The following is a 12,451-nucleotide window of genomic DNA, read 5'->3' as shown; positions in this document are numbered from 1 at the left end:
CGAGGACAAAAGTTAGCCAAAGAGTCAACGCAGTTTAACCCACTGGACTGGTTTGTGATGCCGGGGGCACGGTTTCCAAGAGGGATTTCGCCAGCTTGATCTTGTGTTCGCAGACGGAAATTCGCTAGCTCTGCGTTTTTACCAAATCATGGGTGCGTGCCTGTTAAATGCCGTTCTGTTCCTCCCCGCCACCACAATCCAGCCATGAATCGCTCGCAATACCGCCTTTTCTATACAGTTTTGCTGGCTGTTTGGGTCGTCGTGCCGGTCGGCTGCGCAAGCTGGCTCGGGCGAAATTCGAATGATGACGCGGAGCATTTACAAAAATTGCTCCACGTTCCTGAACTGCCCAATCTGATTCGCGAGGCCGCGATTCCGAACGGTATGCAGGCCATTAGCGTCGATGGCGTCGCCGTCGTAAACCAATTGCCCGGCACGGGAGGCCCCGCGATGCCTTCGGGTTTCCGGGATCGGTTGCTCGAGGAGATGAAAATCAATGCGATTTCGGATCCGAACGAATACTTGGAACGCGACGATAACGCGCTCGTTCAAGTTCGTGGTTCCATTCGCCCGGGGGCACGCCGCGGGGATTCCATCGATTTACAAATCCTGACGCCCCCGAAAACCGAGGCGACCGACCTCCACGGCGGGTGGCTGCTCGACACACGCATGCGCCACCAGCAAATGCTGCAAAATGCCGTCCGCAGCAGCGACGTTCTCGCCGTGGCGACTGGCCCGATGCTGACCCGCGGCGACTACGATGGAACCGCTGACCAGACGCTGCAAGTCACCGGTCGTGTCCTCTCCGGTGGCGTGGTGCAAAACGATCGGAAACTCGGATTGGTCGTCCGCCCACAGTACCAACACGTTGAGGTCTCCAAGGCTCTCGCCAGCGCCATCAATCGCCGCTTTTACTTCTTTGACGGTTCCACCCGCCGCGGGATCGCGAAACCGACCGAAGATGACTACATCGAACTCGATGTGCACCCCCGCTACCGCAACCACGAGGAACGGATGATGGCTGTGGTGCGGTCGATCACCGTCGCGGCGGAATCGAGCAGCACACAGGGTCGTCTGGTTGAGTTGGCGAGTGAACTGCGCTCCCCGGCAACCGCAGCCGACGCGGCCCTGCAACTCGAAGCGATTGGCGAGAGCGCCGTACCCACACTGATCGACGCAACCTCACTCGAAAATCCCGAGCTACGCTTCTATGCCGCCGAGGCGCTGGCCTACCTCGATCGAGTGGAAGCGATCCAGCCACTGATCGACGCGATCCGTAGCGAGCCAGCATTCCGCGCTCCCGCGTTAGACGCGTTGCGGGGAATCGACCAAACATCCGCCGTCGCCGCGTTGAAAGGACTACTGGACGAAGCCAGCCTCGAGACTCGCTACGGCGTGATGACCGTGCTACGCGACCGCAAAGACGGCCGCGCCCTCCTGGGTGGTGAAAATCTCCATGGACAGTTTCGCATGTACGAGATCAAGTCCACCGCGTCGCCTGCTGTCGTCGTGTCGCTCAACCGGAAACCCGAGATCGTGCTATTGGGCAAGCTATCTCCCCTGTCGAGCTCGGCGTCGATGGTCGGATCCGGTGGCATTGTCATTCGGCCATTGGAAGTTGCCGAGCGAAGGACCGGCGACGCGGACAACGCACGATTGCGGATCAGCCGCTTCCGCCCCGGCAAACCCGATCGGTTCGCCGAAGTCGACGCGACCGTCGCCGGCTTGCTGCGCGGCATCACCGAGGTCGGCGGTGTCTACGGAGATGCCGTGGCGACGCTCCGCATGGCCAAATCGCAAGGGATCCTCGTTGACCAACTCGCCTTTGATCCCCTGCCTAAATCGCAACGAACGTATTATCGCAACGAAGAGTAAGCACATACGCATAAGTTCTTTGATAGAACCCCGGGGCTAGCGTCCATCGGCTAACTCCATACGAAAACTTCGGCACAGGTACTTACCGTCATGCCTCGCTCTTGCAGTCCTGCAAGAGCAAGCGTTACTTCCCTGCCGGTGACACCGGCGATGCGGATTCCGCATCCCCTGGCGAGCTGATGCCCACATCGATCATGGAACCGTTGGAGAACTCACTGGCACTTACGCCCGGTTGAGTTGCCGATGGATTGAATGGTCCCGAGCTGATCGGCCGGGGCACGCAGATATCCTCCGGATGACAGCTAGGTTCCAGGTACCGTCCGAGTTCGTAAGCGTCTTCATCCGCACCAGGGCACCAGGCACCTTCTGCCAAACCGATTTCGGCGTAGGCGAGAAGAGATCCTTTTTGCATATGGAAGTCGCGGATGGCGAGGTTGTAGTTCGAGATCGAGCGATAGAAGTCGGTTTCCGAGAGCACGACGCGGCGTTGGGCCTGCAACAGAAAGTTAATATTGTCGGTGCCGTCGATGTACCTTCTTCGCAGCACGTCGACCTGGCGAAGGTCAGCGAGGTAGCGGTTGTAGTTGGTTTCGACCAGTTGGTAGGTCAGATCAATGGATCGAGCTGAAGACGACAGGTCGTGACTGATCCGCAATTCGGTTTCATTGAGCAGGGACCGTTCCCGCTGGAGGTTAAGGTTGGCGTGAGCGACCGCGTTGCTCGCCGCACGCAGACCGATGGGCGCCGAAAACTCGACCCCGGCACCCCATTGTTGGTACTGCCCACTGGTGATGGAGCTGACCAGGTTCTGATCATAGGGCGCCCCCGAACTGTTCCCGATCAAGTGATTGCCCAACCCGACCCAGCGATACGTACCGACAAAGTCAGCTTGCGGACGTCGGTTCAGTCGAGCGGCGACGAGTTCGAGCTCCCGTCGTTTGACGTTGTATTTTTGGCGGCGAACTTCGACGCGCCGTACGAGTGCTTGGCCCAGCGCACTCTGCCAATCAAAAACGACTTTGGCGTCGAGTGGCGGCGTGGTTGGTTTGAGCAAGGTACCATCGGTGGCGGGCATACCAATCAGGTAACGCAATCGTTGTTCGACCTGATACAGCCCCACTTCGCCGGCCAATGCTGATTGGACCTGAGCTTCGAATTCGTAGTACTGCGAACGGGCTTGAGCCTCTTCGTCGCTACGCCCAGCACCGACTTCCAAACGGACTTGTTGGTATTGGTAGGTTTGAAGTGCTGACTCGCGCCCCTTCACACTCGCTTCGAGAACGCGGTAGGCGGCCGCCAACTCCCAGTATTCCTGCTCGACCTCGGCAACCATCGTAATCACCGCCGCCTCAAAATCGGCAAGCGCGACATCTTCGTTCACCCGTGCGATCAACACACCGTTGTAGGTACCGGCGATGGGACTGTTGCCAACGATGCGATTGTAGGTAGCCCCGGCCCCTTTCATCAACGGTTGCCGATACTCGGCTTCCATGAATCCGGAGAAGGCACTGGGGAACAATTGGCTGCGGCGACTGGGGTCGTCGGTACGGGTGTAGGTCACATTGTTACGTAACGCAAAAGTGGCCCCGGTCGCCGTCTTCTTCTTGATCTCGTTGTTGTAGGTTCCGAGCGTCTGGTTGGTATACGTCGGGAAGAGGTTGCCGACGCCACCGATCGCCGCGGGATTGAGGTTACGCGGCGCGTCAACCTTATTCCAGAACAGCGACTGGGAGTACTGGGCGTCGAAGGCAGACAGTGCCGCTTCAATACCAAGCTGAGGACTGGCGTGAGCAAGGCTGGGATCATAAACCGTCGTCATCGCTGCCGGGCTGGTGATGATCGTGCCACCGATCGAGCGCAGCACGGGGCTGTTGGCCAGTGCCGTTCGAATTGCGTCTTGCAACGTGATCTCAACAGCCGGCAGGTGCGAGGGATCCTGCAGCGAATGCGGCATGGTCGTGACCTCTGCGGCCTCAGTCTGTGGCGTCGCACACTCCTGGACCTCCGGATATTCAATTTTCAATGCCGAGTTGTCGTGGTACGACATCACGGTATCGTGCGGGCCATCGGGGATTTTCTGTGCGAGGTTGCACCCCACCGTGGCGATCGATGCCACACACCCACAGACAATCGCTGCCAAGCGCCGGCGACGTGTGCGAGCGTGGGTCGATTGCCTAACGCCCGTTCGGTCGCTTGATAATTTCGCAGTCCGGCCCGTGCTCGTATCGCTGAGGCGGTCGTCGTTGGGATGCCGATCCATGGCTAGCTCAATCTTTCAAAAACATTGACTTCGGTGAGGCCACTGCAACTCGAGACACTCGACATCCATGTCGGGCAGTATCTCGAGCGAGCGGGTGACAAATTACGACAGGCTGTTCGGCCCGGTATTCTCTGTTCCAACTTGATTCCGACCGAACGGTCGACTACGGCAACGCGATAAACGTGCCCGACACAACAGCGGCCTCGACGATAATCGCTCGACGTTCCAGTGGTGGACGTTGAAAAAACTTCGGCGTAGGTGATCCGACACGGTAGTAACCTTTGCTGTAGATCTCCTCACACGGTGGCTGCACCGTCGCGAGGTAGGGCAGCATGGGCATGGTGGCAAAGAACCGCGTGCCCGAGGCGAGAGGCTGGAAGTACCCCCAACGCTCATGACCATGGCGTTCGAGCATCCGATCCTCGAAGTACAACGGATGCGAAAATGTATTGGGTGCCGCCCAGGGGCGGATTAACTCCGGCCAAGATGCCTCACCAGCCAACAGAGCCCGCTCATAACCGTCTTCGGGCATGGCAATCATATTGAGTTCGTCACCCGCACTGACCGTTTCAGGAATGCGACCATTGCCGATCGGTTTTTGATCCGTCGAAACGGCCAACAGCGGCGGCAGCACGAAGCGTCCCTGTTCGACTTCAGGATATCGTCGTTTGATAAACGGCTTGGCCAACACACTCTCGTTGTCTTTGACGGCCGGGTCGACTTCGTTCGCCTTGGGTGACGTCGCATCATCTTCCTCGGGAATCTTTTTCAACTCCGCCGAGGCTGCCGAACGAGATAACAAGCCGTCATCGCCGCTGTCATCATCGAGCAACTGGCGCAAACGTTCTTTGCGTTTCTCATCTTCAGAGAGAAACTCTTCCACGTCCGAATTGAGCTCAGTCTCGAGACTGAGATCGGCACCCGAGTCAGACGCTGCTTTGTCAGACGCTGCTTTGTCAGGCGAAGCGGACGGATCGGAATCGGTCCCTGGCCCCTGCGTTGCAATCATCATCGCAAACGGGGTGGTCGCAGACCAACCGACGGTGACCTGTTGCGATTTGACTTTGAGGGATCCGTCGTCGGCCCATACCCACGTCGCGTTGACGCCGTGCGTCGCACCGATGGCCGCTAGAAAAACGAGAAACCGACGGCGGACAGTGTGTCGGGATGGCGAGCGGTTGACAGCCATGAAGCCCTGTGGAACGTCACCGAACCACCAGTCCCAGATTGGATTTGCCATTATGATGCGTCTTCCTTGCCGTGTCATGTGAATCAAAAAGCACATGCCGAGTTTTCCCGACAGCCGTTTTAATCGGCGGGACTCACACCACGAATGAATGAACAACGTGTAAAACCGGACTTCCCGGCAGGACCCGTTGGGCGCAACCAGCACAAGCGTTACAACTTCTGACCAGCAACGAAATTCGTTCGTTGGCCGTCCCTCCGTCCAATCACTACTAGCCGTCGTGTTTATTGAAGTCACCGACCCCCAGGACCCGCGTTTAGACGCCTATCGCAATGTCCGGATGAGCGACCCCCTCGATGGATTCATTGCCGAGGGCTCGCTCGTGGTGCGACGGCTTCTCCAAAGCGAATTATCGTTACGATCGCTACTCCTTCACGCCGGTCAAGAACACCGATACGCCGCTCTGATCCCTGCGTCGACGCCCGCGTTTGTGGTGGCCCCTCGAATTGGCGAACAGATTGCCGGCTACGATTTCCATCGTGGTGTGCTGGCGCACGGAGAATGCCCCACCATGCTCGGGTGTGAGCAATTGGCCCAACGGCGGCCCCGGCTGGCGCTCGCCTTGATCGGCATCAGCGATCCCGAGAACGTGGGCAGTCTGTTGCGGTCGGCGGCAGCTCTCGGCGTCCACGATATCTTGATCGGCCCGAAAACGATCACGCCCTATGCCCGTCGGGTCATTCGAGTCAGCATGGCATCGGTGTTTCATCATCGGTTCTATCATTTCGACCAGCCCCTGGAACAGATTGCACAGTTGCAGGCGGACCATATCCAGTTCGCCGCGACGACGCTCGACCGCGATGCGCTCGCAATCGACACGCTCGGTGGGCAACTCGCCGGCCATGGCACCGTCTTGGTCGTTGGCAATGAAGCGAGCGGACTCGACCAAGCCGTGCAGGACCTGTGCCGTATCCGCACGACGCTGCCAATGCACGAGACGACCGACAGCCTGAATGTGGGCGTTGCTGGGGCGATCTTTTTGTATGAGCTGAGCAAACAGATTCGATGAGCCGGCACCTACTCGATGCGTTTTTGCACAACGCACGAAACCAGCCGGAGGCGGTGGCCTTGCGTGCTCCCGGCCAACCTGATCGGACGTGGGCACAGCTCGTCGTGGAAGTGAACCGCACACGTCAACAGATCGAGTGGCTCGCAAACCAATCGCCCCCGCACGAGACCAGCCATCCCACAGCTGAGGGCATCCGCATCGTCTACGAGAGCCGCAATGCGCCCGCGGACGTCTCGATTGCTCTCGGATGCATCGCCGCCGGTGCCATCGAAATCCCGGTGGACGCGAGACTGCCGGCCGGCGTGCGACAGGAAATCATCCAACGCAGCGGTGGTGTTCCGTGGGAGACGGCCAGTCTGAATGCGCCCCCATTCCATGACGATTTCGATGCCTCAATGGACCAGCTCGACGGTTGGGCAAGTCGTGTCGACATTCATCGGCCGAGTCTGGTGCTATGGACCAGTGGCACAACGGCCCAACCTCGGGGCGTGATGTTGTCACAGCACAATCTCACCACCAATGCGAAGTCGAAGCTGCGAAGGGTACCCCAGCGTCACGGGGACGTGCGATTGACACTGTTGTCAATCGCTCACGCATACGCGAGAACCTGTGACATGGGGACGTGGCTGCTCTCGGGCTGCTCATGGACACTCGACTATGGCAAACATGCGCTCGATCAGATCGACATTGCCAACCGACCGACCATGATCAATTGTGTCCCTGTCGTGGCTCGAGAAATCGCCACGCGTCTGGAGGCAGCCGATCACACTCTCGATCGGCTACGCGTACTCGGATGCGGCGGCGCAGCGATGGCCCCCGAGTTATTTGCGAGGCTGCGGCGATGCGGTGTCGAAGTCATCCAGGGTTATGGGTGCACCGAGACGTCGCCCGTCATCTGCAGCTCCTCGCCCGGTAGAACCGCTGAGGGCTTGGTCGGCCCGCCCATTAACGCATGCGAAGTCCGAATCGAAGATCGACGCCTGTTCGTCCGCGGGCCCCTCGTGATGCTGGGGTATCTCGATGATCCCGAAGCGACGGCGGCAAAGATCGATCGTGACGGGTGGCTCGATACAGGCGATCTGGTGGAACGTCAGCATGACGGGCAACTGCGGATTCTTGGACGTGTCGATGACGTGATCGTCTTGGAGAACGGATTCAAGCTGCATCCTTTTACGATTGAGCAGGAGATCCTGCGGCGACATGCATGTGAATACGCGCTCATTTTGTCCGTTAATCAAGAACTCATTGTGGCGTTGCAGATCGAGATGCTCGATCACGATGCAGTTGCCTCGACGATCCAACCGCTGCTGCCGCCCAACACACCGTTTCGATGCGAACAGCTCAACCCGCCACTCTCACGGGCAAGCGGCGAGTTAACCGCCAAGAAAACGCCGCGACGCCAGGTCATCCGCCAGCGATTTGAAGCTCATATTTAGGAACGAGCGGAGAATTACTGCCTGAAATCGTGGTCGAACGCTCCGCGGTCGATCATTCCGACCGCGGAGCGTTCGGCCACTTGTTTTCCGCTCGTTCCTTGATGAGTCGAGGGGCCGACTGCCGGGGAACGGCACCATCTCCGGCCGCTGACGCGTCTCGTGATCGACCCAAGTGGCAGCGGATGACCAACGTCGCACTGCCCAGCTACAACCCCACAAAAGGCACGGGGACGAGCAACGCGTGTTGGCGAACCCAAGTGTCCACGCCGTCCCAACTCGTGTATTGACTCCCGGCGAGCACGACAAGATAAACCAGGACGATCGCGGGTGCGATCAGCAAACGAACCGTCCATCGCGAGGTGACGGCCCAGATTCGTTGCGTGCGACTGCGGCCTGTTTCGTGGCCGGCCTCCGCGGCGGTTCGCAGGCGTCGACATCGTCGCAACGCCAAGCCCGTCGCAATGCGTGCTGGCAACATGAACGCCACAAAAATCAAACAGGGCAACCATGCAATTTCCTGCGGCGTCGCTTCGATCTTGAGCAGATACAGCGGCAGCGGAAGCAGCACGAGGGTCAGAAACATCGCTCCCGCGTAGCTCCAAGGAGCGTACTGGAGGTCACGCCGCACGCGTCGCCATTGAAATATCGCCCGCCAGCGGTTCTCGGCGGCAAAGTGAGCCTGCAGCATCGGCAGTGTCAGCAGCACATACCCGAGCGTGAGCAAGGCCATCACGCCTACGACGCCTGCGGCAGCCCGTTGCCCATCGCGCGTGACGCCCATGATCACCACCGCCGGGAACAACCAAATCAGCGTTCCCACTGCGCCGCGCGTGCCGAGCCAAAACAGCATCGGCAACCGCAACGAAACCACAAAATCCCAACTGCGATCGGTCGCGGTGGACCAGGTCGTCGGACGCCATGCTTCGCGCAGGAACCGCTTCGGCTGGGGCCAAAGAAAATGCCGCAACTGACCGCCGCGAACCCAGGCCCACCACAGGTAGATGGTTGCCAGCATGGACACGAAAATCGCCAGCACACGAAGCGTTGTCGCCGTTCGCGAAGTGGGTTCGATGATCGCCACAACCGACTCCCAATGGACGAGCATCCGGATCGGCAATGACGCGATCCCCAGAGAAGCAGCGATCACGCCGATCTTTCCCGCCGATGCCAATCCAGGCAGACTATGCCGCAGCGTTCCGCCGCCCGCCAATCGTCCCGCAATGAACAATAAGTAACCCAGCACGGCGAGCTGCAGCAACGGGATCGCCGTCACCACGGCTAACAAAACAATCAGCCACCCCAAGCACCAAAGATTCCATGCCGTCTCGGTGAGTAGCGAGAAAACGCGTCGCAGCCGACTCGTCTCGGAAACATTGGCTGCCACGGGCAGCACGCCAACCCCCGTCTCCGGCGGCAAATGCTGCACGGAGGAAGTCGGATTGATCGTGCTAGCCCAACTCATCAGGAAACCTGCTTCGGTATCAAGTTAGAGATTCCCTATTTGACGGCCGATCATTCCATCGATCGGAGTGGCATCGAACCGTTCGAACGACGCGTCGCTCAACGCACCGACTCGACATCGACATCGACATCGACATCAATTTCGGCATCGTCGTCAATTTCCGCATCGATCGTCACGGTGTCGCGGCGTTGATCCAATCGACCGATCGTTTTCTCGACCAAATGCCGCAGTTTTTCAGCGGCGCCCTCGAACGCATCCCGAACCGTGGTGCTATGGTGACGCACCGAAATCGGTTTCAGACCACGTAATCGAGCTTCCATCACACACCGTTTGTCGCGATCTTCATTATCCCCAACGTGCTTGTCGGGTGCATGCTCCTCCGCCAGAAAAACCTCGACCCGTGTGATCCGCTGCTCGTAACGCTCCAACGCGCTCCCGACGGATTCCTGAACGTGAGCGTAAAGCGCTTCGCCGCCTCGGATATGGTTGTCTGTGTGAGTTTGAATCTGCATTTGGTCATCCTTTCACAGGTGATGATGGGGTGAGCGACGTGCCGCACCCAGCTAAATTATAGTGCAAACGCCACACCACATCAGCCCGTTGCGTTAATATATCTCCCCGTCGTGACAGCATGCCGCAACCCCCCCGTTCGAATTGAGATGGTAACCATGCAAGCCACCTATTCAGGAGGTGTTTTCAGCGATTCTCTCCCCGACGGGCGCGCCGGGGGGGAGGTCGAACTCGTCCCCGCGGGGATTGCGATCCGCTGCCCCACAGGCGAATCGTTTGTGATTCCCTACCGCGAGTGCCAAGTCGAAATGGGTGGCTACCATGGCCGGATGATTTTTTGTCGCAATCCCGATCGCTCGCTCACGATCTACTCGGACGATTCCAAGTTTCGCCGCGACCTATCGCTGGCGTCTGCCGGCACACTCGATGAACAGTTGGCAATCTCCCACCGGCAACGCCGCAGCGAGTCTCGGCGCAGCCTGTTCTATGCGTCGGCGTTCCTGCTGGCGATGGCGTTGTTGATTGTCGGAGGATTCTTCGGCATCCGTCGTGCCGCGAAAGCCGCCGTGCTGGCGCTCCCCACGAGTGTCGATGAGCAGATTGGCAACGCGGCGATGAAGTCGATGGATCTCGAAGGGCCTCCCGTGAAGGACAAAGTCGTCGTCGGAGCGATGCAAACCATCGTTGATCGATTGGCGCCCCACGCGGCTATCCAAGGCTTGAAATTCAATGTCCAGGTCGTCGATTCACCCACGATCAACGCCTTTGCATTGCCGGGAGGCAACATCGTCATCTATACGGGATTGATCGAAAATGCCGAGAATCCCGAACAGGTTGCTGCGGTGTTGGCCCATGAAATGTCACACGTGACCATGCGACACGGTCTGCAGCGAGTCGGTCAATCGCTCGGTATCTGGGCTGGATTAACCCTCTTGATCGGTGACGTCAGCGGATTGATGGGAGCGGGTGTTGATCTTTTTCACACCGCGTCGGTCAATCACTACTCGCGTGAACACGAAAACGAGGCCGACCGCGAGGGCGTGCGAATGCTACAAAAAGCGGCCATTGATCCCGCGGGGATGCCGCAGTTCTTTGCGATCATGGGAAAAGAACATGCCGACCTGCCGGGAATTTTCACGTGGGTGAGCACGCACCCGGATGAGGCGTCTAGAATAGCCCAAGTCGATGCTCAGATTGCAGAATTGCCTCCTCAAGAATATCGCCCCCTCGATATCGACTGGGCGGATGTGCACACTCATCTTCACAACCTTCCCGCCGACCAACCGCAGGACAAATGATGCAAGCCGAAATTCATGACCGTCCCGCATTCGCCAATATCCGGGTGCATCTGGAACCGGGCGAAGAGATCATCGCTGAGGCTGATGCGATGGCCAGCATGAGCGCTTCGATCGAAATGAAAACCCAGTGGAGTGGCGGTTTTCTCAACGGTGTGCTGAAACGGATCTTCGGTAGCGAGTCGATGTTCGTCAACACGTTTTCAACACAGAGCGGTGGCGACATTGTGCTCACCCAACCGTTCCCGGGCGATATCCAGTGTCTCGAACTCAATGGCAATACCATGTTCCTGCAACCGGGCGCATTCATCGCCTGCGAACCGGGCGTGAAGCTGAGTTTGGGTTGGGCGGGTTTCCGGATGTTCATTGCCCGCGAGGGATTATTTCGGCTCAAGGTCAGTGGCAAGGGTCGAATTTGGTTTGGTGCCTATGGCGGTATTTTTCAACGAGAGATCGATGGCGACTATATTGTCGACACCGGGCACCTCGTCGCCTACGAACCGACCATCGGTATTCAAATCGCCATGGCCGGCGGCCTCTTCTCGAGTTTCTTCAGCGGCGAGGGTTTGGTCACACGTGTGTCCGGTCCTGGTCGCATCTACATGCAGTCGCGATCGTTTGACGGTCTCGCTGCGTGGACCAATTCGCATCTCTATTGATTCATCATGCAACATCAACTGCTCGCCCAACCGGCGATGTCCATTGCCAAATTGACCATGCAGGCCGGCGAATCGATCACCTGCGAGGTCGGCGCGATGATCGCGATGACCAGCGGCTTTAACGTCGAGACGACCTCGCGGAATAAAGGTGGCGGTGGCGGTGGTCTCGCCAAAGGTCTCAAACGCATGTTCGCCGGCGAGAACTTCTTTCTCAACCATTTCACCGCTACCGATGCGAACCAAACGCTGATGATTGGCCCTGGGTTGTTGGGGGATATCATGCATTACCCACTCGCCGGCAGCACTCTGATCGTGCAGGGGTCGAGTTGGTTGGCATCGGCCGTCGGCATCGAGATCGACGCGACCTGGCAGGGTTTCGGTAAAGCTTTGTTCAGCGGCGAGGGGATGTTTTGGGTGAAGTGTAGTGGCAGCGGTGACCTGTTCCTCAATAGCTTCGGTTCGATCTACGAAGTGAATGTTAACGGCGAGTACGTCGTCGATACCGGCCACATCGTCGCGTTTGACGACACGCTGCAGTTCCGCATCGGCAAAGCGGGCACCAGCCTCGTGGGCAGCATTCTGGGCGGCGAGGGTCTGGTATGCAAATTCAGCGGCCAAGGCAAGCTTTATTGCCAAAGCCATAATCCCCCCAGCTTCGGCAAGTTGCTCGGCCCTAAACTCAAGGCACGATAAAGCACC

10 protein-coding genes are annotated in these 12,451 nt (G+C 58.6%); 6 read left to right on the top strand and 4 right to left on the bottom strand.

The window, feature by feature from the left end; all coding sequences use genetic code 11:
- Positions 1–204: 204 nt before the first annotated feature.
- Positions 205–1,875 (top strand): HEAT repeat domain-containing protein, encoded by a 1,671-nt coding sequence (locus SH410x_RS09620; protein WP_473676289.1) that lies wholly within the window; start codon positions 205–207, stop codon positions 1,873–1,875.
- 124 nt (positions 1,876–1,999) lie between these two features.
- On the opposite strand, the gene SH410x_RS09615 is transcribed toward SH410x_RS09620, so the two are convergent.
- Both SH410x_RS09615 and SH410x_RS09610 read right to left on the bottom strand, forming a co-directional pair.
- Complete coding sequence (locus SH410x_RS09615; RefSeq protein ID WP_473676288.1) at positions 2,000–4,135, bottom strand: TolC family protein; 2,136 nt, start codon at positions 4,133–4,135, stop codon at positions 2,000–2,002.
- Between the two features lie 163 nt (positions 4,136–4,298).
- Positions 4,299–5,375: a hypothetical protein gene (locus SH410x_RS09610; protein WP_473676287.1), complete on the bottom strand. Its 1,077-nt coding sequence runs from the start codon at positions 5,373–5,375 to the stop codon at positions 4,299–4,301.
- 226 nt (positions 5,376–5,601) lie between these two features.
- On the opposite strand from SH410x_RS09610, the gene SH410x_RS09605 reads away from it, so the two are divergent.
- Together SH410x_RS09605 and SH410x_RS09600 are read left to right on the top strand one after the other, a co-directional pair.
- Entirely contained in the window at positions 5,602–6,390 is a 789-nt protein-coding gene (locus tag SH410x_RS09605) for a TrmH family RNA methyltransferase (protein ID WP_473676286.1), read from the top strand.
- Positions 6,387–7,826: a class I adenylate-forming enzyme family protein gene (locus tag SH410x_RS09600; protein ID WP_473676285.1), complete on the top strand. Its 1,440-nt coding sequence runs from the start codon at positions 6,387–6,389 to the stop codon at positions 7,824–7,826. The genes SH410x_RS09605 and SH410x_RS09600 overlap by 4 nt, the downstream gene beginning before the upstream one ends.
- Before the next feature lie 205 nt (positions 7,827–8,031).
- Here SH410x_RS09600 and SH410x_RS09595 read toward each other — a convergent pair whose 3' ends face one another.
- Both SH410x_RS09595 and SH410x_RS09590 read right to left on the bottom strand, forming a co-directional pair.
- Positions 8,032–9,288, bottom strand: coding sequence for a DUF4013 domain-containing protein (locus tag SH410x_RS09595; protein ID WP_473676284.1), 1,257 nt, complete (start codon positions 9,286–9,288; stop codon positions 8,032–8,034).
- Positions 9,289–9,386: 98 nt separating this feature from the next.
- Positions 9,387–9,800 (bottom strand): HPF/RaiA family ribosome-associated protein, encoded by a 414-nt coding sequence (locus SH410x_RS09590; RefSeq protein WP_473676283.1) that lies wholly within the window; start codon positions 9,798–9,800, stop codon positions 9,387–9,389.
- Between the two features lie 156 nt (positions 9,801–9,956).
- On the opposite strand from SH410x_RS09590, the gene SH410x_RS09585 reads away from it, so the two are divergent.
- The 3 genes from SH410x_RS09585 to SH410x_RS09575 are packed head-to-tail and all read left to right on the top strand — an operon-like array spanning position 9,957 to position 12,445.
- Positions 9,957–11,096 (top strand): M48 family metallopeptidase, encoded by a 1,140-nt coding sequence (locus SH410x_RS09585; protein WP_473676282.1) that lies wholly within the window; start codon positions 9,957–9,959, stop codon positions 11,094–11,096.
- On the top strand, positions 11,096–11,752 hold the full coding sequence (locus SH410x_RS09580; protein WP_473676281.1) for a TIGR00266 family protein: 657 nt from the start codon (positions 11,096–11,098) through the stop codon (positions 11,750–11,752). The genes SH410x_RS09585 and SH410x_RS09580 overlap by 1 nt, the downstream gene beginning before the upstream one ends.
- 6 nt (positions 11,753–11,758) lie before the next feature.
- Positions 11,759–12,445: a TIGR00266 family protein gene (locus SH410x_RS09575; protein WP_473676280.1), complete on the top strand. Its 687-nt coding sequence runs from the start codon at positions 11,759–11,761 to the stop codon at positions 12,443–12,445.
- Positions 12,446–12,451 lie beyond the last annotated feature (6 nt).

The organism is Rhodopirellula sp. SH410 (assembly GCF_055811895.1).
Note: the sequence above shows the minus strand (reverse complement) of the source record. Positions and strands in the feature narration are given on the sequence as shown.

Bases quoted from the DNA above. Each gene is read 5' to 3' on its own strand.
- SH410x_RS09585 (WP_473676282.1), top strand. From the start codon at position 9,957: ATGCAAGCCACCTATTCAGGAGGTGTTTTCAGCGATTCTCTCCCCGAC.
- SH410x_RS09615 (WP_473676288.1), bottom strand. From the start codon at position 4,135: ATGGATCGGCATCCCAACGACGACCGCCTCAGCGATACGAGCACGGGC.
- SH410x_RS09595 (WP_473676284.1), bottom strand. From the start codon at position 9,288: ATGAGTTGGGCTAGCACGATCAATCCGACTTCCTCCGTGCAGCATTTG.
- SH410x_RS09590 (WP_473676283.1), bottom strand. From the start codon at position 9,800: ATGCAGATTCAAACTCACACAGACAACCATATCCGAGGCGGCGAAGCG.
- SH410x_RS09580 (WP_473676281.1), top strand. From the start codon at position 11,096: ATGCAAGCCGAAATTCATGACCGTCCCGCATTCGCCAATATCCGGGTG.
- SH410x_RS09600 (WP_473676285.1), top strand. From the start codon at position 6,387: ATGAGCCGGCACCTACTCGATGCGTTTTTGCACAACGCACGAAACCAG.
- SH410x_RS09610 (WP_473676287.1), bottom strand. From the start codon at position 5,375: ATGGCAAATCCAATCTGGGACTGGTGGTTCGGTGACGTTCCACAGGGC.
- SH410x_RS09575 (WP_473676280.1), top strand. From the start codon at position 11,759: ATGCAACATCAACTGCTCGCCCAACCGGCGATGTCCATTGCCAAATTG.
- SH410x_RS09620 (WP_473676289.1), top strand. From the start codon at position 205: ATGAATCGCTCGCAATACCGCCTTTTCTATACAGTTTTGCTGGCTGTT.